The organism is Streptomyces sp. NPDC019224, from assembly GCF_040632605.1.
Classification (GTDB): domain Bacteria; phylum Actinomycetota; class Actinomycetes; order Streptomycetales; family Streptomycetaceae; genus Streptomyces.
This window is the reverse complement of record NZ_JBEYCF010000038.1, coordinates 38,302-61,769: the sequence shown is the minus strand read 5'-3', so window position 1 is coordinate 61,769 and position 23,468 is coordinate 38,302. Positions and strand designations below refer to the sequence as shown.

The window sequence follows — 23,468 nt, the reverse complement described above, 5'->3', positions numbered from 1 at the left end:
TGAGAGCGGAGAGCCGGGGGCTGGCGTCCCGCAGACGCTAAAGGGCGGCTGGCGCACCGAGTGACCGACGCACCAGCCGCCCTTCCCGTTGCGTCAGGCAGTCTCGAAGGCCTGCCGGATCAGCGGCGCCGCCTTTTCCAGGTCGGCCGCCGAGAGAACGCGCACCTCCAGGTCGCCGGTCCCGAGGTGCCCGATGCCGCGCATGTCCCGGGTGAAGCCCTCCTCCAGCCCGACCGTGTCCGGGTCGAGTCTGAGGTACACCAGGATCGCCTCGTGCCTAGGACGGAAGATCACCGACGCGACGTTCACCAACCGCCGGTAAGCGATGTAGTGCCGCAGCGGCGCCACCTCCACCTCGCCCACGCCTTGAGCGCCTCGTCCAGCTCCGCGTACAGGGCCCACAGGCACTCCGGTACCGCTCCGCCACCCGTCGGCGAGGAGATCACCGGAGCCGCCGGAACGTTGTCGGCCGCCGTTGCCCGCTTCCGGCCCCGGCGGGACGAGGTAGCGCTCGGGAAGCCGGTCACGGATTCAACGAGCAGCAGCCCCAGCAGGCCACCGTCGAAGATCCGGTAGCGCACCAGGTCGATCCGCTCGGGCAGCCTCTGCACGGCTACCCGGTCGTGGTGCGAGAAGCCGGCCGCGATGCAGATCATCCGCGGGCGACGCCAGTCGATGGACTTGGCGGCTTCCGCGCCTAGCACCTTCCGCACGAGCACCTCGAACTCGTGCTGCGCCGACTCGAGCCAGGACAGGTACGACACCGCCTGCGACATCACCCCGTTGTCCGAGCCCTTCTTGAACTCGATCACCACCGGGCTGCCGTTCTCGTCCAACCCCAGGGTGTCGATCCGCCCCCGGTGCCACGGTCCGGTCGGATACTCCGATGCCAGGAACCGGACGCCCAGCATCTGCTCCAGGCCGGCCTCGACGCGCCGCTGCAGCTCTACCTCCAGCGCCACCGTCGAACCGGGCAGCTCGACGTCTCGCCCGCTCGCGTCTCGCCGGAACAACATCAGCTCGGCCACCAGCGCACCCTCCCGCTATCTCTGCAAGGAGACAAATCGAGCGAACGCTCTGGATATTCCGCCTGTGGGTAATCCGAATCCTCGGCGGCGGGTCTGTCCTCTGGCGGTGCTCATCCTGGCTAAGCTGACGGTAGGTCATGACCCTCCTCCACTTGTGCCGTGAGCTGTCCAGGGTGTGGCCCCTGAGCTGAGCAAGCAAAAGCGGCGCGGCTTGACGGTGGGCCGGTCGCATACTCATCTCGTCCGAGGCCGAAACCCGCAACGCGCCCGGCGCCGTCGGCGAACCCGTCTCGGCCAGCCGGTCCGCAGCAGTCGTCAGGAGCTACGGGAGGAGGCCCCCGCGCCGGGCGGCGACCACGGCCTCGAACCGTGTGCGGGCGTCAAGCTTGCGCATGGCGCTGCGCAGGTAAGCCTTGACCGTTTCGGGCTTGAGGGACAGGCGGGTGGCGGCCTCTGCGTTGGAGCATCCCAGGGCGACCTGCGCCAGGACGTCGAGCTCGCGGGGCGACAATGCCGAAGCGGGATTCGGTGCGTGAGTCGCGCCGAGGCCGGCCAGGCGCCGCGAGACGTCGAGCAGTCGGTCGCGCAGTATGTCGTCCTTCACGGTCTGCGCGAGAGCGCGGAGTTCCGCGTGCAGCTCACGGATCTGCTCGGCGTCGCTGTAATCCGTTCCGCGGTCCGAGCCGGTCTCCGAGGCCAGCCGGAATCTCAGTCGCCGGTCGACCTCGTCGCGCAGAGTGAGTTCGGTCGCCAGCTGCCGGGAGGCGCCTGTCATGGCGTCGGCCGCACGGTCCCCGAGCGGCGTCGAGGCCCGCGTCGCCCCGTACAGCACCCCGCGTACCGACCCGGACACCACGATGGGAACGGCCACGACCGAGCGGATGTGTTCCGCGAGGACGGGGGCGTCGTAGTCGTGGGTGATGGAGGCGTCCGATCCGTAGTCCGCCACGGCGGCGGGGCGGCGCTTCACGAGGACATGTCCGCCCAGGCCGGCGGCCGCACGGACGGAAAGCCCGCGCAGCCCGGCAGTCCGGACCCCGATGTGCTGTGTCAGATGCAGGACTTCGCCCTGGACCGGGCCGCCGAACGCGACCGGGATGTCGCAGCGCCGCTGGGCCAGGCGCAGCGCCTGTCTGAACGCGTCACCGTCGTCGGGACGCATCGACATATCCGAAATGGGCTTCATTGCCCCTGCCCCTTTCCGGGGGTAGTCGGCCATCCACGTGACCCGGAGCATAAGTCCCCGTAACGCCCTCGCAAAGAGTCGGCGGACCGAGCCAGGAAGGTTCCGATCATGAACAGCACCGGTCATTCCGTCAGCGAGAACAGGGAAGCGTGCAATCCGGCAGCGGAGGCGGAGCGGATCCGGGAGCTGCTGGCCCGCTTCGGCTCTCCGGAGGCGAGTGTCGCCGAGCTGCTGTGCGACCGGCACCCTGCTGATGCCGTGGCCTTCACGGTCGTGGAGACGGATCTGTCGGCCCGCGACCTCACGTTCGGTGAACTCCGCCGCGAATCAGCACGGTTCGCTGCCGCCCTGGCCGGGATCGGCGTGGAGCCTGGTGACGCGGTGGCTGTTCTGATGGGCAAGTCCGCAGACCTCGTCGTGGCGCTGCTGGGTATCTGGCGACGCGGGGCGGTTCACGTGCCGTTGTTCACGGCCTTCGCCCCGCCCGCCATCGCGCTGCGCCTGGAGGCGAGCGAGGCGAAGGCCGTGGTCGTCGACGCCGATCAGCGGCACAAGCTCGTTCACGGCGAGGACTTGCCCGCCGATGCCCGGTGGCGGACCGTGGTCGCCGGCGGTGAACCGGCGGCGGGCGAGCTGTCGTTCAGCGACCTGCTGGCCCCGTACAGCGGGGACGAGCCGCAAGGCCGAGCGGTCGTTCGTGGGGGAGAGGCGGCGCTGGTCCAGCTCTTCACCTCCGGTACCACCGGCACGCCGAAGAGCGTGCCGGTGCCGGTCAAGGCGCTGGCCTCGTTCCAGGCGTACCTGGAGTACGGCCTCGATCTCCGGCCCGACGACGTCTTCTGGAATGCCGCCGATCCGGGCTGGGCCTACGGGCTGTACTACGCCATCCTTGGCCCGCTGGCCGCGGGCCACCGGAGCCTTCTCCTGCACTCCGGCTTCACGCCCGCACTGACCTGGCGGGTCATGCGTGAATTCGGCGTCACGAACTTCACCGCGGCACCCACCGTCTACCGCACCCTGCGCAACGACGAGACGGCCGTACCGGACGGCGTGAAGCTGCGTACGGCGTCCTCCGCCGGTGAGCCGCTCACCCCTGAAGTGATCAGCTGGGCCGAGCGGACGCTCGGCGTCCCCGTCCGGGACCACTACGGCCAGACCGAACACGGCATGGTGGTCGTCAACGGCTGGGCCGACGCCGTACGGTCCCCCCTCCGGCCGGGATCGATGGGCAGGCCCCTGCCCGGCTGGTCGGCCGAGATCCTGCACGACGGACAGGACGAACCCGCCCCGGCCGGGACGGCAGGCCGTGTCGCGATCGATGTCGCCGGCAGCCCGCTGATGTGGTTCACCGGATACACCGGTGACGCCGACAGGACTGCCGAGCGCTTCTCCGCCGACGGCCGGTGGTACCTGACAGGTGATGCCGGCAGTCGGGACGAGGACGGCTACTTCTACTTCTCCGCCCGGGACGACGACGTGATCATCATGGCCGGTTACCGCATAGGCCCCTTCGACGTCGAGAGCGTACTGGTGCAGCACGAACTGGTGGCCGATGTCGCCGTCGTCGGAGTACCTGACGCGCTGCGCGGAGAGGTCCTGGAGGCCTTCGTCGTTCTGCGGCCGGGCGCGCTCGGCGACGACGCACTCGTCACAGAGCTCCAGTACCTGGTCAAGAACCGCTTCGCCGCGCACGCCTACCCGCGGGCGATCCACTTCACCGACCGCCTGCCGAAGACACCCAGCGGGAAGATCCAGCGCTTCGTCCTGCGCGAGCGGCGCCGGTCCGAACTGGACGGTCACTGAACCTCCCAACCCCGATCGAGATACCGGAGACCGTACCCATGCCTGTCTCACGCCTGCTGCCGACCGAAGAGTCGGCGGACCTGCTCGACCTGACCCGCGAGATCGCCGACCGCCACCTGGCACCGCGCGCCGGGGAGCACGAAACCGCCGAGCGCTTCCCCCGGGAGGTGTTCCGGACCCTGGGCAGGTCCGGCCTCCTTGCCCTGCCCTATCCCGTCGAGTACGGCGGAGGGGGCCAGCCGTACGAGGTGTACCTCCAGGTCATCGAGGAGATCGCCATCCGCTGGGCAAGCATCGCCGTCGGCATGAGCGTGCATGCCCTGTCCTGCTTTCCGCTGGCGGTACACGGCACGGCCGCTCAGCGCGAGCGTCTGTTGCCGCAGATGCTGTCCGGCGATCTGCTCGGTGCCTACTGCCTGTCCGAAGCGCACGCCGGCTCGGATCCGTCCGCCATGACCAGCCGGGCCCGGCGCGACGGCGACGCGTATGTGCTGACCGGCGCGAAGGCATGGACGACGCACGGCGGTCACGCGGACTTCTACACCGTCATGGCGCGGACCACCGAGGACCGGGCCCGCGGGATCTCCTGCTTCCTGGTACCGGCCGGCACATCCGGTCTGGAGGCCGACCCGCCGGAGCGCAAGATGGGGCTGACCGGCTCGGCCACCGCGACCATGCGCTTCGACGGTGTCCGCGTGCCCGCGGACCGGTTGATCGGGGAGGAGGGCCAAGGGCTGGCCATCGCGTTGGAGGGTCTGGACGCCGGCCGGCTCGGCATCGCCGCGGTGGCGGTCGGACTCGCCCAGGGGGCGCTGGAAGACGCGCTCGCCTACGCGCAGCAGCGGGAGACCTTCGGCCGCAAGATCATCGACCACCAGGCGATCGCCTTTCTGCTAGCCGACATGGAAGCCGCGGTCACCTCCGCCCGGGCGACCGTGCTGGCCGCGGCGCGGCGCAAAGACGCCGGGCTTCCTTACAGCCGCCAGGCCAGCATCGCCAAACTCGTCGCCACGGACGCCGCGATGCTGGTGACCACCGAGGCGGTACAGATCTTCGGAGGTGCCGGCTACACCCGTGACTTCCCCGTGGAGCGCTACATGCGGGAAGCCAAGGTCATGCAGATCTTCGAAGGAACCAATCAGATCCAGCGCATGGTCATCAGTCGCGACCTCGCCCGAGGCAATCCCGGTCCCGTCGGCCACGTCCTTACCGCCCCCTTGCAGGAGGCCCACCGATGAACCCCGACACATCGGTCGCCCTGGTCACCGGCGGCGCCAGCGGCCTCGGCCGCGCCGTCGCCGAGAAGCTCCTCACCGCAGGCGTCCACGTAGTCATCGCCGACCTCCCTACGTCCCCGGGCGCGGACGTCGCGGCCGAACTGTCCGCCCTGGGCAAGGCGGTGTTCGTCCCCTGCGACGTGACAGACCCCGAATCCGTACAGACCGCGGTGGACACAGCCGCCGGGCTCGGAACGCTGCGTACCGCCGTGAACTGTGCGGGCGTGGCCACTCCCGGCAAGCTGCTCTCACGCCGAGGGCCGCTGCCACTGGAGGACTTCGAGCGCGTCGTCCGGGTCAACCTCATCGGGACGTTCAACGTCTTCCGCCTCGCGGCACAGCGGATCGCCGACGCCGAGCCGGTGGCGGGGGAGCGGGGCGTGCTCATCGCCACGGCCTCGATCGCGGCGTACGACGGACAGGTCGGTCAGGCCGCCTACGCCGCTTCGAAGGGTGGCGTGGTGGGCCTGACGCTGCCTGCCGCGCGAGAACTGGCACAGCATCAGATCAGGGTCGTCTCCATCGCTCCGGGGCTCTTCGACACCCCTCTCGTGGCCGGACTGCCGCAGGAGGCCCGGGAATCCCTGGGTCGGCAGGTTCCGCACCCCGCGCGACTCGGCGACCCCGCCGAGTTCGCGGCGCTCGTCCACCACGTCGTGGTCAACCCGATGCTCAACGGCGAGGTCATCCGGCTCGACGGCGCCGTCCGCATGGCTCCTAGCTGACACGACTCACGGGCGCCGGGCGGCCAGTCGACCTGGGCGGACCCCGAGACCGGCCTGTCCTTCTGCCTTCTCGTCAGCGGCATGGACCGGGACATGGTGCGCGATCACCAGCGGCACACCGCGATCGAATCGATGGTCTCTGAGTTGACATGAGTTCGACATCTTGACGTGAAGTAAAGCTCGCCCTAGCTTAACTTGACGTAAAGAACCCGCGCGGGCTCGCGCCCTCGGTCGCGGCGCACGCGAGTTGCGGCTGGCGAACCCGCAGTTGGTTGACCCCTGCGGGGCCCTCCCGCTCCTCTTGACACCGGCCCGGCGCACCGAACCTGACCCCGGCGCGCCGGGCCGGGGCCCACCCCACCTCACGGAGGTCGATGTGAGATCGAAGAAAACCCTTGTCATGCTCGCGGCAAGTGCGGTGGTAGCGACCTTGCTGCTGGCTCCGGCGGGCCCGGCCGGAGCAGATGATTCCGCCGGCAACGAGCCGCTGCCCGGATATACGGACGGCACTCCACCGCTGGCTCCGCTCATGGTCGACGGCGAACCGACTCGCGTAAAGCAGGGCATGTACCGGCACGCGGCCTATTACGTGGAAGTCCCGCCCAAGTGGAACGGAGAGCTGGTCGTCTGGGCGCACGGCGATCAGGGCGACGGGACGGTGCTCAAGGCAGAGCCGCCGGTCGGCGGGCTGCGTAAGCAGTACGTCGAGGAGGGCTACGCCTGGGTCGCATCGAGCTTCCCCACCACCGGCTACAACGTGGGACCCGCAGTCGAGAGCTCCCACGAACTCGCTGAGTATGCAGCCACTGAACTGCTCGGCCACCGGCCAAGCCGCACCTACATGGCCGGCGGTTCTATGGGTGGTCACGTGGTCGCCCGTGCGCTTGAGGAGTACCCGAAGTACTTCAACGGCGCGCTGTCCCTGTGTGGTCAGGTCGGTGCCCGCCGCCTCTACGATTACTTCCTCGACGGGAACCTCGCGGCCCAGGCTCTGTCCGGCGTCGATGCCTATCCCCTAGGGGACGACTACCAGACGGACGCGCTGCCGCTGATAAAGAAGCGGCTCGGGCTCACCGACCTCAAGCCGGGTGAGAACCCCACGACCGTGGCCGGACGGCAGTACCAGCAGATGTTGACCGAGCTGACCGGCGGGCCGCGGCCGGCGGCGGAAGCGGCCCTTGGTATCTACGCGGATGCCATGCTGGCGGGTGGGCTGCCCGCGATTGCCGGCCATCAGGCACAGAACCTCACCACGCGCTACAAGCCGACCGCGCCGGTGGACATCAACCCGACCGTCGAGCGCGTGGCTCCCGACAGTTGGGACGAGCGCAACAGCATGGCGCTCAACGACATGCCGCGGGTCCTCGGCAAGCCCGGCGTTCCCGTGATGAGCCTGCACACCATGGACGACATGCTTGTGCCGCTGTCCATGCAGCAGACCTACACAAGGCAGCTGGCCGCCAACGGCCAGTTCGACCTGCTCGTCAACCGCGAGATCCGGTCCGCCATGCACTGCGACTTCTCCGACATGGAACTCGGTAAGGCGTGGAAGGACCTCACCAGTTGGGTGGAACGCCGCGAGGCCTATGGTGAGAAGGTGGCCCGCCCTGCCGGCGACGACATCCTCGACCGGACGACGGTCGCGTCCCCGGCGTTCGGCTGTCGCTTTACCGACCCGGACGCGCCTGTGACGCCTGTGAGTGCGTCACGGGAGCTCTTCCCCGACTGCTGAGTTGAAGTTGGCCTGGGCCATTGGCCCGGGCCAACTCGCGCACGCTGCCGCCAGGTTCCGCGCACGACAGGGTCGTCGGCCTTCACTGTTACGGTTCAGTGGCCCAGGGCGGTGTGCGGGCTGGGGAGGCTCATGGTTCGGCGGCGCCTGACGGCGGACGTGGCACGGGAGGCGGGCGTCTCCCAGACCACCGTCAGTTACGTCCTGAACGACGTGCGCCATCAGAAGATCGCTGTCGAGACGCGGCAGCGTATTCACGCGGCGGTAGAGAGGCTCGGCTATACGCCGTCGGCCGCTGCTCGGACCTTGCGCAAGGGGCACAGTGACATCGTCCTGCTCCTGCTGGCGGGCATGCCGCTGGGGCACACGGCGATCCAGCTCGTCGAGGAGCTCACTCAGGTCCTGCAGAAGCAGGGGCTGAGCGTGATCACCCGGATCGAGGGCGGTGGTTCGGATGCTGCCCAATGGGCGGACCTCGCACCGCGCGCCGTTGTCGTGCTCGCTCCGGTCGAAGCGGCCCGTCGCAAGCGCATGGAGGCCGCGGGCACCCAGGTGATCAACGCTTGGCGGCGTGATCCCAGGGAAAGTGCGCATGACACCCTCGCCCGTTCCCAGCACCATGTAGGAACGTTGCAGGGCCGCTATCTGGCCGCGGCCGGACACCAACACCTCGGGTACGCGGCGCCAACCGACCCCCGCATGGGCCCCTTCTACGAGCTGTGCCTGCAGGGAGTACGGGATGCCTGCGCCGAGCTGGGTCTTGCCGCACCCGTGGTACGGGGTGGTCGAACCCGACGCCGACCAGGCGGCAGAACTGTGCAGGAATGGCGAAGCGGAGGCGTGACCGCGGTCTGCGCCTTCAGCGACGAGGAGGCGTTCGCCTTGCTGGCCGGGGCGCGCAAGGCTGGCGTGTCTGTCCCAGAGGACCTCTCCGTGATCGGTGTGGACGACATTCCGGTGGCTCGGTTCGCCGACCCCCGCTCACCACGGTCGATCAGCGCACGCGCATCATCACCGAAGGGCTGGCGGAGGCGATTGTGCGCCGTGAGGTCTTCACCGAGAACGCCGGGCGACCGAGCGGAGCGTCGGCCACCGTGGCCCGGGACTCCGCGTGAGCGAACCGGTCCTCGAGCAGGTACCTATCCCTTGATCGCGCCTTCGGAAAGCCCCGACACGATGCGGTGTTGGACGAAGAAGTAGCCGATGACGAGGGGGAGGCTCGTGAGAACGACGTGCGCGAAGATCAGGTTCCACCGCACGATCGACGTGTCCGGTGATGCCGACGCGAACTGGTAGAGGGCCATCGGGAGCGTCGCCCTCTCGCTGCCCTGGAGAAGGAAGGCAGCGAAGAAGAACTCGTTCCAGACTGTGATGATCAGGATCATCGATCCGACCAGCAGCACAGGACGCAGCAGCGGCAGAACGATGTGCCAGTAGATCTGAAGCCTGCTCGCACCGTCGACCTCCGCGGCGTCCTCGAGTTCGGCCGGCATCGCCCGGATAAAACCGGTGGCGAGGAAGACCACCGTGCCCAGGCGCGTGCCGGTCATCACGAGGAAGTAGCCGAGCCGGGTGCCGTCGAGGCCCGTCAACTGCAGCTCGTAGATGGTCGGCAGGACGGCTGGCGGCAGCAGGATCGACAGCACCGTGAGGTTGTAGGCGACCTTCATCGTCGTGCTGCGCGCTCTCGCGTACGCCCAGGCCGCCAGCGAACCGAGAAGCAGCGCCGAGGCGATGGTCGGCACCGCGATCAGGAGGCTGTTCATCACGGCCGTGTCGTAGGCGCCCTCGTGGATGACCGTGGAGTAGTTGTCGAGGGGGGTCCAGGTTTTCGGTAACCCGAGCCCAAGCGCACTGGCTTCCGCGAGGGGCTTGAGGGAGTTCACCAGCAGAAGCCACAGCGGGATCCCGATCCAGCCCACTGCGACGACGGTCAGGAGCACGACTCTAGTGGTCTCCCGAAAGCGGGTGGTGGTGCCGGCCATCACGCCTCGATTTCCCGACTGCGCAGGAACGCGATCAGCGGAAGGGCGATCCCGGCCACCAATGCGGTCACCACGAGGCTCAGCGCGCTCGCGGTGCCGAAGAACCCACCCCCATACTGCGTGAACACCGCGATGTTGAGCACAGTGGTGGAGTCCCCGGGACCGCCGCGGGTCGTCGCCATGATGATGTCGAAGGCGCTCAGTGCCCCGATGAGGGTCACCACGATCGTGAACGTGAAGGCCGGCGCCAGGAGGCGGAAGAGGATCCGCCAGAACCGTTGCCAGGCGTTCGCTCCGTCCATGGTGGCGGACTCGATGAGGGACCGCGGGATCGCGTTGAGTCCGGCGATGTACACCAATGTGGTCAACCCGCTCCACTTCCAGGCATCGATGAAGGCCGTGGTGGCCAACGCGCTGAAGCCGTGTCCCAGCCATGCGTAGTCGAAGCCGGGAACGATCAGGCCGATGGCCCGGTTGAGCGGCCCCGCCGGAGCGACAATGGCGCCCCAGATGTAGCCCGCAGCTACCGGGGCGATGAGAACCGGCAGGAAGAACACGGCACGGAAGGCACTGTTGACGCGGCCGGAACGCTGCAATGCCAGAGCCAGGCTGAGGCTGAAGACGTTCTGCACGACCATTGCGATGACCGCGTACGTGAGCGTGGCCTCGAGCGCGCCAGTCAGGACGCCCTGCTCGGCCATGCTCCGCAGGTTGTCGAGCCCGTTCCAACTGATGTCCTCGACATATCCGTTCCACCGGGTGAACGCGAAGCGCACATTCAGCAGGAACGGAAGTAGGAAGAACGCGAGAACCAGGAGGAACGCCGGAAGGGCGAAGGGCCACCAATGCCTCCGGCCGACGTGCGCCTCTCCCAAGGGACCGATGCTCACCACCCCGGCAGCCCCGCGGACGTGGCACCCTGTTCGAAGGCGGTCTGCGCCTTCCTCGCCACGGCCTCCGGCGACTCCTGGCCGCTGAGAATGCCCGTGGTGTAGGCGGGGAACTGGCTGCTGAAGCCCACCAAGTCGGTGTTGAACGCCAGAGCCGCATCCGTCTTGTACGCCTCGGTGATCTGCTGCTGCAGTTGCTGCACCTCTGCCGGATCATTGAAGCCCGCAAGGAGCGGGGCGGTCTTGGACTCGTCGATGTACTGCTGGTACCCCTCCCCGGTTGCGTACTTGATGAAGGAGAGTGCCGTGCTCTGCCGCTTCTCGTCACCGGATCGGGGCACGTACCAAGTGCCGGATACATTCGGCGCCCAGGTCGCGACGGGGCCGTCCGCGGACACCGCGGCGAAGCCGATGGTCGCGTCGGTCTTTTGGGTGTCGTCGCCGAACTCCTGGTTGAACGGGCTGAGATCTGAGCCGAGTGCGACCATCGCACTCGATCCGTCGGCCACGGATCTCGCCGACGCCTCGAACGTGGCAGTGGTGGCGTCCTTGTTGAAGCAACCATCCTTGCGCAGCCGCTCATATGCCGACGCTCCGGCGACGAACGGGCTGCCGCGCTCGTCGAGCGCGGCTCTCTTGTCCATGACTCTCTGGCCCCAGTCATCCCGCTTCTGAGCCGAGCTAAGATAGAGGATTCCGCCCAGAATCTGCGTGGGCCACTGCGAACCTCCGCTCTCCCAAAGGGGGTTCACTCCCGGGGCTTTTACCTTGAGCACGGAGCAGATATGGCTCAGGTCGTCGTATGTCTTCGGAGCCTGCAGTCCTGCCTTGTTGAGCACTTTCTTGTTGTAGAAGATGCCGAAGAGCCCCGGGCTCTGGGTGACCGCCGCGTACACCTTTCCGCGGTACGCCCCGACGTGCTGGTAGAGGTCGCCCGACTTGGCGACGTACGGCATGTTCGAGAGATCCAGCATGTTCCGGGCAGGGTTGAGGGCCCAGAACGCGGAAGTCGCGTGATACTCGAGGATGTCGGGCCGGTCTCCGCCAGCCCATTTCGTCTGGACCTGGTTCTCGAAGCCGTCCGCGGCGATCTCGACGATGTTCATCTTGACGCCGTACTTGTCACCGAACCGCTTGTAGACGTTCCTGATCGATTCGGGATCGGCGCTGTTTGTCCACACGGTCAACTCCCTTGCCTGGACCGTAGCTTTTTTGTCGCCAGGAGGCCGGGAGTCGTGGCCGGCGCCGGGGTTCGAACACGCGGTCACCGTCAGAAGCCCGAGGATTCCCATGACTGCGCCGATGCGCGCGGCCCCCCTCACGTTCTTCATTGGGCAAATTCCTCCCGTGCGGGTGCGGAGTGGGTCCCCGCAGTTCGAGGTTCGTTTCCGGCGGGGGCGAGGACCTAGTACTCCTCGCCCCTGCCGCCAGACGTGCGCGCGGCGCCGAGCCGACGGCTCAGCCGAGCCGCAGGCTCGTCGACGTGATCGTCTCGCCGGCCGTCACCTCGACGGTGGCCGGGCGGCCTCCGGGGACCGTGACGACAGCGATGCCGCGGGCGTCGGTGAGCGCGTCCCTACCAGGCGTGTCGATCCGCGCATGTGTCACCGGCCGGGTTTCGATAGCGGACCCGGTCGGGCCCATGCCGGCGATGCTCGCGGTCACCTTGATCTCGTAGCGGCCGTAGCCGATCTTCTTGGCCGTCGCCTTCATCCGCGGCTTCCTTGGCAGTTCCTCGGGGCAGGCGCCCGGCTGCGTCAGCCACGAGGGCGGCCCCGTGAGGGTCCTGCCGTCATACGTCACGGTGGACTTGCCCTTGTAGGTCGGCTTGCCGGAGGCGTTGCCGCCGGTGATCTCGAGGTCTTTGCGGAGCGATCCGGTGTGCTCGCCGGTCATCACGAGGTCGGTGACCTCGTGGACCTTTGTGACACCGGGTTCCAGGACACTGATCTTCTTGGACCCGTTGAGGAACGTCTTGCCGTCCTCGGAGTAGTTCCTATACGTGGCGGAGAAGTCGCCGTAGACCGCGCCCTGCTTGCCGTTGTAGTTGATGTCCACGGTGCCGCCGCCCGGACCGTCGAGGGTCACGTCCCCGACGTAGCCGAACGGGGGGTGCCAGTCGGCGGGAGCCGGGGCCCAGTCGCCGACCTCGGAGCTGACGACGGGCAGCGGCTTGGCGGGCTTGCGGCTGTTCATCTCCGCGATGGCCAGGTAGTCGGGGACCTCGCCGGAGAACAGTCCGGAGCCCTTCTTGACCGCGTTGAGGGCGAACTTCGTCCCGTCCGGGCTCCACGCGGACCACCCCACGACGGTGGTGTGCGCGTGCACGTCCGGAGCGATGATGGGCTGTCCCGACACCGAACCGCCGTGGTCGCCCTCGCCGGGCGTCAGCCACACGACGCCGCCGCAGGCCAGGTTGTTGGGCGTGTTGATCAGCATCCCTGCCTCGGCGGCGGCCATCGGCGCGTCGATGAAGCTGCGGTGGGGCATAAGACCGCCGAGCGCGTCCCACATGGTGTGGGTCCGGTTACTCCACACCACCGAGCTTTTGCCGTCAGGTGAACCGGCGAAGTCCTCGTCCCAGTCCGGGTGGTGGGTCAGCCGCTGCCGGACTCCGGTCTTGAGGTTCACCTCCCAGACCTCGGGGTTCTCCGAGTGGATGCCGCCGGAGTGCACGTACGTCACGTGACTGCCGCCACGGGTGAAGGTCTTCAGCTCGTACAGGCCGGTGCTTTCCGACCAGGCGTCCACGTTCCGGTCGGTCGCCGACGTGGGGCCGGGCGGGTTGATGACCTTGGGATCCTCGGCGACGTACTTGTCCTCCTTTCGCACGAGCTTGGCGACCACCATCTGTTCGAGGCCGTCCGTGCGCACGTCCGAGTAGCCGATGTGCTCCCCGTCCTGCGACAGGGTCGGGTAGGCGCCCTGGCGGACGACGGCCTGCGTTCTGTTGGCCGCGCCGCCCGGCGGGATCACGCCGCCGGGAGGGTTGGCCGCGGACAGGTCGTACGGCAGGTACTTGGACGTGCGGCAGTTGAGGATGCTGGGCGCGCACTCGAGTACACCGCTGAAGCCGAGGAAGACCCGCTTGCCGTCCGCGAATGGGAAGACGTAGGCGTAGGGGAGTGTCCGGGAGTCAGCCTCGATCGAGCAGGTGATGCAGCGAAGGCCTTTGCCCCTCAGGTCGGTGATCCATACATCGTTCCGCGGCTTGCCGTCCACCGTGTGCGTACCGGGGAACAGCAGATGCTTGCCGTCGGGGGTGAAGGACGGGGAGGACCCGCGTACCTCCGGTGGCAGCGGGACACGCTTGAAGGTGATCGGCTCGAACGGAGCCTCGCCGCCCCTAGCGGCGGATGCGGCCTGGCGCTCGGCGGCCGCTTCGCTGTTGCTGGCGCCGGCATCGGTCGCCCCCAGTGTCAGAAGCAGAGACGCGGTGGCGCCCAGAGCAGGCAGGACCCGCCAGCGCACGCTCGTGCTCACTGACGGTTGTGGCGACCGCGAGGCCATCCCGGCTGCGCGACGGCGCGAACGGGAAAGGGACATCTCTCCTCCATGCGTACGAACTTGGGTGTGGATGCGGGTGCGAAGGTGCTTGAGAGGGCGGGGGAGAAGCGCTGTGTTCTTTACTTCGCGTCAAGTTAGGGCCGAGCTTTACGTCAAGTCAAGAAGTCGGCCTATGCTTTCGTTCATGTCTGACCGCACTGCGTTCGGTCCCAGCGGCCGCCGCTTCGATGAAGACCATCTGCTCGACGCAGCCCGTGCCGTGCTCCATGCGGTCGGTTATAGCGCCGCCCAGCTCACCGACATCGCCCAGCGGGCGGGAACGACCAGGCCCACGCTCTATGCCCGCCTCGGTAGCAAGGAGCAGATCTACCGTCGCGTCATCAAACGAGAGGCGGACGTCTTCAGGGCATGGATCGTCGAGGCATACGATCAAGGTGCGGATCTGTCGCTCACGCAACTTGCGCGCATGGGGATGGATCCACTCTTCCGTCTGGCCGCCGAACGCTCCGAAGGATTCGGCCTGCTCTTCCTCGGAGACAGGACCGGCGACCATCCAACGAGCCTTCGCCGACAGGTTCTTGGCGCCGTCACCGAACAACTCGCCTGCCTCATCGAGCGGCGGCGAGAGTCCTTCGGGCCGGCGCTCGGCCCGACCGCCGAAGCGCTTGCAGCCGCTTGCGTCGGCGTTGCTATTCACGTCTGCGAGCATGCCATCGACCGCGGCGACGACCTTGAAGGCGCTCGCCAACTGGCCGCACGCTTCGTGGCCAACGCCTTCCACAATCTCGACTTCGACGCGCTGGCCGACTAGCGCGAAACTCGGTGCTGGGGGGTGGAGTAACGGTGCATGGATCTTCAGGAGCCGTCGATCACTCGCACCTGAAGCCGCGCAAGATTCTCGACGGCTCGGACCGAGTCGGAGGGGTCCCCCTGGCGGTGGCTCGCTACGCGCACTACCACCACATAGGTGCCCGCTTCCGTGAAGCAGTGCTCGAACTCGGTGGTCAACGTCGGCGCCGGTTCCTTGAGGTGCGCCGTCTGCTCAAATCGCCCCGATCCGTCGACATCCCAAGCCGCCGCGACCACCGATCCTGCACCGGGTGGTACTTCGATGTGGGCAGTGAAGCGCACGGTCACACCGATCCTGGTTTTGGTTGGCCCATCCAGGGCGACGAGCGGTTGGACTCCGCCTCGCTGCGCTGCTGTTGGCGCAAGTAGCGTCCTGTTCCAGGCGTCCAACTCGTAGGAGGTGTCGGCAGGCGGTTTCATGTCGTCCTCCACCCATGCCACGAGGTCGTCGAGTGCCTGCAGTGCGGTGCCGAGAAACCTGATGAACCTCAGATTGATTTCCCTGCCGAGCTCGGGTGAGGCATCGCCGTGCATGGCGTTGTCGAGGATCCAAAGCCGTATCTGGTCGTCGTCGTTTGCGCATCGGGCGCGCACCGTCTCGACGTAGTCGTGCGCGAAGACCGGCGGACACAGGTGGTCGAGGGCGCTCTGGACGACGATCATCTTGCCTTCGAACCGGCCGGTCGGGAGGGCGCAGAGTACGGCGCGGTGTTCGGCGTCGGCGGGGCGCTGCGGCCAGATCGGCCGGCCGTTGCTCGCCCAGTGCCGCATCGTCGGCCGCTCCGGATCGACGATGTGCCGGTGGTAGTGGGACCAGGCCTGCTCCAAGGTGCTGTCCAGGGTGATCTGGTCACCCACCTGCGGCGTCGGACGCGCGTTGAAGTCGACGAAACCGATGCAGCCGCCCGCGACGACCGTGCACACGCGCAGGACCTCATGACCGGGCTCGCCGACGGTGAACCGGCAACCGATGAGGTCGTCGGAGAGCTCCAGACCGGAAAGCCGTGCGCCGACGACGCGGTCAGGCGGAAGCAATTCACGGAGCCCTTCGGGGAGTGGTTCGATCAGCGCGCGCGCTTCCGGATCCGAGGCCCGCACCAAGCCGGTGACGGTGCCGGTCGCGCGGTACGGTTCCTTGCCCTCCCCCGCGTAACCGGGGAGGTTCCAAAAGTCCTTCGCGTATTCGGGGTCGATGAGGGGGGTCCAGTTCGCCCAGTCGGACGCCGCCAAGCTGAGCAAGGTCTCGGCGCCTTGCGGATATCCGACGCGGTAGAGGTCGGACAGGGCCTGCCGCTGCTCGTCGGTGTCGAGGACCGTGAAGGGGTCGGAGCCCGCGTCGACAGCGGCGGTGATCTGTTCCTTCTTGTGCCGCAGGGCGACTTCCGCACGGATCCAGAGCGACCAGTAGTGCCAGGCAAGGTGCTGATTGACCATGACGATCGGGACTGCTCCGTCCCACATACCGGGCACCTGTTCCATGCCCGACACCGACCGCGCGCCGCCGCCGCTGCCGCCGATGAGGTAGGAGTGGTGCGGCCGCGCGCCAAGCAGTTCCGCCGCGACTGTCTTGGCATGACGCGCAGTCTGCGCGCTCGCCCGGTGCGACAGGATCGTGAGGTCGTCAGGGAGTCCCGGCCCGCCGACTCCGGGCCGCTCCGGAGTCAGCATCCACCCCTGGTTCGAGGCCACGACGAAGGCGCCGAGGTCGAAGGCGGTGCGGAGCAGCTTCTCCAGGTACGCGGGAGGGTATGCCTCGAGGCCCCCGACGCCGCCCGCAAGTTCCTGCACCATCCGGCCCAGATAGGCGCCGCGCTCCGGCAGGTACATCACGAAGCGGGTCTCGGTGCCCTCGAAGCCGCCGTGCAGGTAACGGTGCGGGATCGGGCTCTCGCGCCACTCGTCGACATCGATGAACGCGGGGCCGAACGCGGGGTCATCCTGGTGGGGCGCATCGGGTACGGCGGTCAGTTCCTGGTCGGTCATTGCTTGGTGACTCGCAATCTCGGTCGGGAGGCATCGGTCGTAGACTCACCAGTCCTCGGAGGATCACCGAGGATCCGGCAGACGCGCTCATGCGGCGCAGGCCACCGCCGCCGCACTCAGGTCGCGGCAGCGCCGCACGACGCGGACGTCGTTCCGGTCGCAGCCATTGGTCAGGTAGACGAAAGACAGACCACTGACCGGGTCGGCCCAGCTGACCTGGCCAGCAGCTCCGTTGTGCCCGAAGGTTTGTGGTGTCGCGCCGCCACCACCGGCGCGATGGAGGTGCGTCGGGTCGTCGCCCTGCAGTTCAAGGCCGCGCGTTCGGTTCGCGATGATGTCGAACGGTGTGACGGTGAAGGTGTTCCGTACGTTGGTCGTGACGTCGCGTCGTACCTCGGGATCCCATACACGCTTCGGGTCATGTAGAAGGTGCTGGTAGAACAGCGCGAGACTGGCCGCGTCGCTCACGCCTGAGGCACCCGGGATGCCGAATGCGACCAGGTCGGGCCGCTGCAACTCGATCAGTTGGGCCTCGGGACGCACGCTCGCGTGGCCCGCCGACGCGTTGATCGCCTCAGTCACCTCGCTCGGTAGCGAGTGGACCCCCAAGAGGGCCTTCACCTCCTCCAGCGTGCTGGGTTCGCCGGCCCCGACGACGGCCTGGAGGTCCCCCTGGCGATCCTCGGGGACGCCGAGTTCGAGCCGGTCGAGGCCCAGGGGTTCGAGAATCCGTTCCCGCAACGCCGTCCGGTGGTCCGTGCCGGTCACCCGTTCCACCAGCTCAGCCATAACGTAATGCGCACTGAACCCGTGATAGCCGTACGCCGTGCCGGGTTCGAACGCCGGCACCCACTGCTCCATCTGCCGCACTCGGGCCGCACGATCGAAGATCGTGTCGTGGTCGAGGACCGCCTCCGGGAAGCCCGAAGTAAACAGCAGCAGGTGCTCAAGCGTCACGCCGTCCTTGCCGTGAGCCCCGAACTCCGGCCACAGGTCCACAACCGGCGCGAGCGGATCCAGCTTGCCCTCCCCCATCAACTGCCAGACGAGCGAGCTGAACACCGGCTTGGTCGTCGACCAGATCGAGAACCGTGCGTCCGATGGCGCCTCGCCGAGCGTCTCCTGCGCGAGCACCTCACCATGCCGTGCCAGCGCGTACTGACAGGCTGGCAACTGGCCCTCTTCGACGTCCTGTTTGGCGCGCGCCTTGAGTTTGGCGACGCGTCGTGCGGACAGTCCTGTCATGTCGGCTCCTCGTGCTTCGTGATACGTGAGCGGCTGCGGGCAGGCTGCGGTGCTTGATCGCTCCGAGTGGTCCTCGCATGCGGGGCGGCCATCGACCCCGAAAGGCATGGCGACTGCCGCTCGCTGCCTACTGCTCCGCGTTCAGTTCTCCGTCGGAGCAGCGCAGAGCGCCTCGACTGAATCTCAAGTGCTACTCGAAATTCATAGTGTCGGCCGACCGAGTCTCCGTCAACAGCCGTGCGCTAGGTTCCTGATCTGCTCGGCGCTCGACCGGTTGTACCGCCATGGGGCGTACTACCCCGGCCGAGGCGTCGGATACGGTGCTGACATGTCAGAGCTCCGTCGGCGCGGTCCCTATGCACGAACGCGCGAACGCCGCGCCACCATCGCGGAGGCCACGTTGGCGCTGGTGGTCGAGCACGGCCACCGCAGCGTGACCACGCTCGGAGTGGCGAAGCGCGCAGGGATCAGTGAAGCGGGCCTTCTCTACCATTTCCCCTCCAAGGAGACGCTCCTCGTCGCGGCTCTGGCCTTGTTCGATGAGCAGGAGATGAGCCTGCTGGCGCCAGGGGAATCGGTCGCGGCCGCCCCTGCGTTGGCCGTGGACGGCGTGCGCCGCACCAACATCGTCCACCTCTACGCATCGCTCCTCGGTGAGGCCGGCAACCCCGAACATCCCGCGCACGACTACTTCAAGGAACGCTGGCGGCTCTCCCGCGCGCAGCTGGCCCGAGACATCTCGCTACTCCAGGAGGCGCGAGAAGTCGGCCCCGCGGTGGATCCGGACCAGGCCGCGGCTCTGATCATCGCGGCCTGGGATGGGCTGCAGAACCACTGGCTGGTCGACCCGTCGTTCGACATCGGCGCTCAACTCGAAGCCGTCATCGACGCCGTCCTGCTGCGCTCTCCCGGTGGTCGTCGCGACAGCGCACGCAGCGTCACGCCCTAGTCGGTCAGCGTGCGGCAGTCGCCGCCCTTTGTTGCGGTTCACCCTCGGCGTTGAGCGCGCTCGACAGGTCAGATCCTGCTTGCCGCCGGCGTTGATGCGCTGGTGTGCATCCAGGTGTGACGCCCTGTGGTCGCCCACGGGGTGGTCATGCCTGCTGCCCCGCTCGGCTGCTCACTCTTGAATTTCAGTGGACACTCGGTATTGACGACGTCCCGACAGTGGTCCTACTTTGAGCCCGAACTTCAAGTGTCACTGGAAATTCAGCGGTCAGAAACCGATCTGGAACATCGACCGCCGTCGACACCCCACCCGACCCACCTCCGGAGAGCGCCGTGCGCAACTTGCCCACCGCCGTGCCGCCAGTCATCGCCCCCCTGTCGGACGCCGCTCGCTCGGCTTCCGTAGGACACCCGTCCGTGCAGGACTCGCTGTGCTGAAGCTCCTTGGGCACCGCCTGCTGTGGTCGCTGCCGGTCGTCTTCGTGGCCACAGCCCTGTCGTTCGTGCTTACCGGCCTGGTCCCCGGCGACGCCGCGCTGACGATGCTCGGTCCGAGAGCCACGCCGGACCAGGTCGTCGCCCTCCGCGAGAGCCTCGGTCTGGACAAGCCGATACTCGAGCAGTACGGAAGCTGGCTCGCGCACGCCGTGCGCGGCGACCTCGGTACCTCGATCTTCTCCGGCGAAGTGATCAGTTCTCGGCTCAATCAGCACGTGGAAGTCACGCTCTCGCTGTTGATCCTGGGCACGCTGGCGAGCGCAGTCCTCGGGCTGGCCCTGGGCGTCACTTCGGCCGTGCGCGGCGGGGCCACCCGCAGCATCGTCGACGTTCTGTCCCTGGGCGGCATGGCGATCCCCAACTTCTGGCTTGCGGTGGTCCTCACCTCCTTCTTCTCGGTCGCGTTCCGGATCTTTCCGGTCGCCGGCTACGTGAGCTTCGCGGATTCGCCGGGGCAGTGGGCGCGGTCGTTGGTGCTGCCGGTGACCGCCTTGGCGGTCGGAGCGGCCACGGTCATTGCCAAACAGACCCGTGACTCCCTGGGGCAGGTCCTGAACCAGGACTTCATCAAGACGTTGCGGGCCAACGGCCTCTCGAACCGGTCGATCCTCTTCCGTCACGCACTGCGCAACGCGGGCGTGCCCATCATGAGCATCATCGGGGTCGTGTTCGTCGGACTGATCGGCGGCACGATCTTCGTCGAGCAGGTCTTCGCCATGCCGGGCCTCGGATCCATCGTCCAACAGGCCACGGCCGCGCAGGATTTGCCACTGATCCAGGGAGCCGTCGTGTACTTCACGTTGCTCGTCGTCGCCGCGAATCTGCTGGTCGATCTCTGTTACGGCGCGATCGACCCCCGGGTGCGTGTCCGATGACCGGCATCGAGCAGACCGCGATGGCGACCACGCCCGGCGACTCCGCGCTGAAGGGCGGGGAGGTGCATGAGGCTCCGGTGGCCAAGGGGCGGCCTCAGCGCGGTTTGACGGTACGGGCACTGGTCCGCAGACCCTTGGCAGTCCTCTCGCTGCTGTGGCTGGCGGTGCTCGGCGTGATGAGCGTGGCCGCCGACGCCCTTGCCCCGTACGCGCCCACGAGCACCGACCTGGCCCATGTGCTGGCTGGTCCCAGCGGGCAACACTGGTTCGGTACAGACCAGTTGGGCCGGGACATCTTGAGCCGGGTGATGTTCGGTGGCCAGGGGGTGTTCCTCGGAATCGCGGAAGTGACGCTCGTCTTCGTCTTCACCGGGACCGTCCTGGGTGTACTGTCCGGGTACTTCGGTCGCTGGGTGGACTGGGCGGTGCTGCGTTGGATCGAGATCACGGTCGCGCTCCCGGCCATCCTCATCCTCCTTGTCATCCTGGCCGTGTTCCCTGGCAACCAGCATTTCGCGATGGTTGCGCTCGGCGTGCTCGGTGGGTCGGGCCTCGCCAGGGTCATCCGCGGAGAGACCCAACGTATCCGCACGGAGCAGTTCGTCGCGGCGGCCCGTGTGTCCGGCCTCAACGACTGGCAGATCCTGCGCCGACACATCGTGAGCCGGCTGACGACGACGATCCTGGTGCAGGCATCCCTGGTGGCCGCGGCCGCGGTCGGCGTGCAGGCCGGTCTGTCCTTCCTCGGGCTGGGTGTGCAGGAGCCAGAGCCGTCCTGGGGCGGGCTGATCACTCAGGCCAGCCAGGTCCTCGACCGTTCGAGCTGGATGCTTGTGCCTTCGGGCGGTGTCATCGGACTGACCATGCTCGCCCTGGCGCTTCTTGGCGACGCTCTGCGCGATGTGACGGTACAGCGGTGGAGCACGGCGCCGGCACGCCACAGTGGTGCGGAGAGTGGTCAGCCGGCTGTGCGGGAAGAGGACGAGGACGAGTCCGCCGTACTCGGTGGAGACACAGACCAGTCGACACCGCAGACGCTGCTGGCGGTCCGCGGCCTCACGGTCACGTTTGGCGCAGGCTCGACGCGCAGCTCGGTCGTCCAACGCGTCGGATTCCACGTCGACCGGGGCGAAATCCTCGGCATCGTCGGCGAGTCCGGCTGCGGCAAGTCGGTTACCGTCTCTGCCGTACTCGGCCTGCTGCCGGCCAGCGCCAACGTCCGAGCACGCTCCTGTCGGTTCGACGGATCCGAACTGCTCGCCCTGTCCGCCCGCGACCGCCACGAGCTGCGCGGTTCCCGTATCGGCTACGTGTCCCAGGAGCCCATGACGGCGCTCGATCCGACGTGCCGAGTCGGTGATCTGCTAGCCGAGGCAGTGCGTCGGCACCACCGTCTGGACCGAACCGCCGCGCGGGCTCGTGCCGTCGAACTGCTCGATCTGGTCAACATCCCGGACTCGGAAGCCGTTTCGCGCCGGTACCCACATCAGATCTCCGGCGGTATGGCTCAGCGGGTCGCCATCGCGCTCGCCCTGGCCGGCGACCCCGAACTCCTGGTCGCCGACGAACCGACAACCGCGCTCGACGCCGGTGTCCAGGCCGAGATCCTCGCACTGCTCCGGCGCCTCCAAAAGGATCGGGGACTCGCCATCGTCCTCATCACCCATGACTGGGGCGTTGCTGCGCAGTTGTGCTCGCGCGTCGTCGTCATGTACGCCGGGCAGGTGGTCGAGCAAGGGCCGGTCCGCACCCTCTATCATGCACCCGCGCACCCGTACACAGCCGGACTCCTTGCGGCGAACCCGCACCGCGCTATTGCCCGCGCAGACGGCGCGGACACTCCGCGCCTTAAGAGGCTGCCGACGATTCCGGGCACGGTGCCGCCGCCGGCCGACTGGCCTGTCAGCTGCCACTTCCAGGATCGCTGTGCCCTTGCCGCGGCCGCTTGCAGGCAACGTTCCATCCCACTGGTTTCGGTCACGGCCGACCACCTCAGCCGCTGCGTCCGTACGGAACACGTGACTGCCCTCGACATGGAGGATGCCTCGTGAGCGGGATCACCGACTCGACGGTCGCGGAGCCCTTGCTGAGCGCTCGCGGCATCGTCCTGGATTACCCGCAAGGGTTCGGTCGCAAGTCCGCCCGGGTTCTGCACGGAGTTGACATCGAAATCGCCCCGGGCGAAACGCTGGGCCTGGTCGGCGAGTCCGGATCCGGCAAGAGTTCGCTTGCGAACCTCGTCCTGGGATTTCGGCCTCCGACCTCTGGGCACATCCGATTCCGGGGACGCGACATCACCGGATGCGGACGGAGGGAGCGGCGGGCGCTCAGTTCGGAGATCCAGGCGGTCTTCCAGGATCCGTACAGTTCGCTCAATCCGACGCGGCGGGTGGGGACGTCCATTGCCGAGCCGCTGCTGAGGCAGTCGTCCTCGCTGTCGCGTCGGGACGTTGCGGCTCGTGTACAGGACATGCTCGTACGGGTTGGCCTCCCGCCCGACGCCGCGAACCGCTATCCGGCGCATTTCTCGGGTGGACAGCGGCAGCGGATCGCCATCGCACGTGCCCTGATCATCAATCCCTCGCTCGTCGTCTGCGACGAACCGGTCAGCGCTCTCGACCTCTCCGTGCAGGCCCAGGTCCTCAATCTCCTCGCCGAACTGCAGGAGTCGATGGGCCTCAGCTACCTCTTCATCGCACACGACCTGGCCGTTGTGCGCTTCCTGTCCCATCGCATGGCCGTGATGCACAAGGGCCGCATCGTCGAGACCGGCCCGGCGGAGCGCGTCTACAGCGCACCCGTCGACCCGTACACCCAGCAGCTGCTCGCGGCGGTTCCAGACCCGGATCCCGACCTCGCATCGTCCCAGCGACCAACCGTCGCGCGGGACTCGCGATAACACCGTCGCCCTACGCGATAACACCGTCGCCCTACGCG

At 67.7% G+C, this 23,468-nt stretch carries 19 protein-coding genes; 10 read left to right on the top strand and 9 right to left on the bottom strand.

Features of this window, described 5'->3' with window-relative positions:
• Positions 1-93: 93 nt before the first annotated feature.
• The 3 genes from ABZ564_RS22895 to ABZ564_RS22885 form a co-directional block, all read right to left on the bottom strand.
• Complete coding sequence (locus tag ABZ564_RS22895; RefSeq protein ID WP_360859459.1) at positions 94-309, bottom strand: hypothetical protein; 216 nt, start codon at positions 307-309, stop codon at positions 94-96.
• The gene (locus ABZ564_RS22890) at positions 306-1,028 is read right to left on the bottom strand and encodes a hypothetical protein (protein ID WP_360859456.1); all 723 of its coding nucleotides are present in this window, start codon (positions 1,026-1,028) and stop codon (positions 306-308) included. Before ABZ564_RS22890 ends, ABZ564_RS22895 begins: the two co-directional genes overlap by 4 nt.
• A 322-nt stretch (positions 1,029-1,350) precedes the next feature.
• Complete coding sequence (locus ABZ564_RS22885; protein ID WP_360859453.1) at positions 1,351-2,190, bottom strand: LuxR C-terminal-related transcriptional regulator; 840 nt, start codon at positions 2,188-2,190, stop codon at positions 1,351-1,353.
• Positions 2,191-2,322: 132 nt separating this feature from the next.
• Here ABZ564_RS22885 and ABZ564_RS22880 point away from each other — a divergent pair, with 132 nt between their 5' ends.
• The 5 genes from ABZ564_RS22880 to ABZ564_RS22860 all read left to right on the top strand — a co-directional run bounded on the left by ABZ564_RS22880 (position 2,323) and on the right by ABZ564_RS22860 (position 8,951).
• Positions 2,323-4,017: an AMP-binding protein gene (locus tag ABZ564_RS22880; protein WP_360859450.1), complete on the top strand. Its 1,695-nt coding sequence runs from the start codon at positions 2,323-2,325 to the stop codon at positions 4,015-4,017.
• Positions 4,018-4,055: 38 nt separating this feature from the next.
• Positions 4,056-5,255, top strand: a complete 1,200-nt coding sequence (locus tag ABZ564_RS22875) for an acyl-CoA dehydrogenase family protein (protein WP_360859447.1) — start codon at positions 4,056-4,058, stop codon at positions 5,253-5,255.
• Entirely contained in the window at positions 5,252-6,019 is a 768-nt protein-coding gene (locus ABZ564_RS22870) for an SDR family NAD(P)-dependent oxidoreductase (RefSeq protein ID WP_360859444.1), read from the top strand. The genes ABZ564_RS22875 and ABZ564_RS22870 overlap by 4 nt, the downstream gene beginning before the upstream one ends.
• Before the next feature lie 376 nt (positions 6,020-6,395).
• Positions 6,396-7,751, top strand: coding sequence for a hypothetical protein (locus ABZ564_RS22865; RefSeq protein ID WP_360859441.1), 1,356 nt, complete (start codon positions 6,396-6,398; stop codon positions 7,749-7,751).
• 132 nt (positions 7,752-7,883) lie between these two features.
• Positions 7,884-8,951 carry a LacI family DNA-binding transcriptional regulator gene (locus ABZ564_RS22860; RefSeq protein WP_360859439.1) on the top strand — a complete coding sequence of 356 codons (1,068 nt, stop codon included), beginning with the start codon at positions 7,884-7,886 and terminating at the stop codon, positions 8,949-8,951.
• Here ABZ564_RS22860 and ABZ564_RS22855 read toward each other — a convergent pair.
• The 4 genes from ABZ564_RS22855 to ABZ564_RS22840 form a co-directional block, all read right to left on the bottom strand.
• Positions 8,891-9,736 (bottom strand): carbohydrate ABC transporter permease, encoded by an 846-nt coding sequence (locus tag ABZ564_RS22855; protein WP_360859436.1) that lies wholly within the window; start codon positions 9,734-9,736, stop codon positions 8,891-8,893. The two genes, ABZ564_RS22860 and ABZ564_RS22855, sit on opposite strands and share 61 nt — an antisense overlap.
• Positions 9,736-10,611, bottom strand: coding sequence for a sugar ABC transporter permease (locus tag ABZ564_RS22850; RefSeq protein WP_360859434.1), 876 nt, complete (start codon positions 10,609-10,611; stop codon positions 9,736-9,738). Before ABZ564_RS22850 ends, ABZ564_RS22855 begins: the two co-directional genes overlap by 1 nt.
• A gap of 11 nt (positions 10,612-10,622) precedes the next feature.
• Positions 10,623-11,957: an extracellular solute-binding protein gene (locus ABZ564_RS22845; RefSeq protein WP_360859431.1), complete on the bottom strand. Its 1,335-nt coding sequence runs from the start codon at positions 11,955-11,957 to the stop codon at positions 10,623-10,625.
• 127 nt (positions 11,958-12,084) lie between these two features.
• A complete protein-coding gene (locus ABZ564_RS22840) occupies positions 12,085-14,109 on the bottom strand; it encodes a hypothetical protein (RefSeq protein WP_360859428.1) in 2,025 nt (674 codons plus the stop codon).
• 208 nt (positions 14,110-14,317) lie between these two features.
• Between ABZ564_RS22840 and ABZ564_RS22835 the strand changes: the two genes are divergently transcribed.
• Positions 14,318-14,944 carry a TetR/AcrR family transcriptional regulator gene (locus ABZ564_RS22835; protein ID WP_360859425.1) on the top strand — a complete coding sequence of 209 codons (627 nt, stop codon included), beginning with the start codon at positions 14,318-14,320 and terminating at the stop codon, positions 14,942-14,944.
• Between the two features lie 44 nt (positions 14,945-14,988).
• Here the strand turns inward: ABZ564_RS22835 and ABZ564_RS22830 are convergent, their stop codons facing one another.
• Complete coding sequence (locus ABZ564_RS22830; RefSeq protein WP_360859422.1) at positions 14,989-16,965, bottom strand: PKD domain-containing protein; 1,977 nt, start codon at positions 16,963-16,965, stop codon at positions 14,989-14,991.
• 87 nt (positions 16,966-17,052) lie between these two features.
• Complete coding sequence (locus tag ABZ564_RS22825; RefSeq protein WP_360859419.1) at positions 17,053-18,210, bottom strand: serine hydrolase domain-containing protein; 1,158 nt, start codon at positions 18,208-18,210, stop codon at positions 17,053-17,055.
• A gap of 328 nt (positions 18,211-18,538) precedes the next feature.
• Here ABZ564_RS22825 and ABZ564_RS22820 point away from each other — a divergent pair, with 328 nt between their 5' ends.
• The 4 genes from ABZ564_RS22820 to ABZ564_RS22805 all read left to right on the top strand — a co-directional run bounded on the left by ABZ564_RS22820 (position 18,539) and on the right by ABZ564_RS22805 (position 23,430).
• Complete coding sequence (locus ABZ564_RS22820) at positions 18,539-19,159, top strand: TetR/AcrR family transcriptional regulator (RefSeq protein WP_360859416.1); 621 nt, start codon at positions 18,539-18,541, stop codon at positions 19,157-19,159.
• Positions 19,160-19,589: 430 nt separating this feature from the next.
• Entirely contained in the window at positions 19,590-20,531 is a 942-nt protein-coding gene (locus ABZ564_RS22815; protein WP_360859414.1) for an ABC transporter permease, read from the top strand.
• Positions 20,528-22,582 (top strand): dipeptide/oligopeptide/nickel ABC transporter permease/ATP-binding protein, encoded by a 2,055-nt coding sequence (locus ABZ564_RS22810; protein WP_360859410.1) that lies wholly within the window; start codon positions 20,528-20,530, stop codon positions 22,580-22,582. The genes ABZ564_RS22815 and ABZ564_RS22810 overlap by 4 nt, the downstream gene beginning before the upstream one ends.
• Entirely contained in the window at positions 22,579-23,430 is an 852-nt protein-coding gene (locus ABZ564_RS22805; RefSeq protein WP_360859407.1) for an ATP-binding cassette domain-containing protein, read from the top strand. The genes ABZ564_RS22810 and ABZ564_RS22805 overlap by 4 nt, the downstream gene beginning before the upstream one ends.
• Positions 23,431-23,468: the final 38 nt, after the last annotated feature.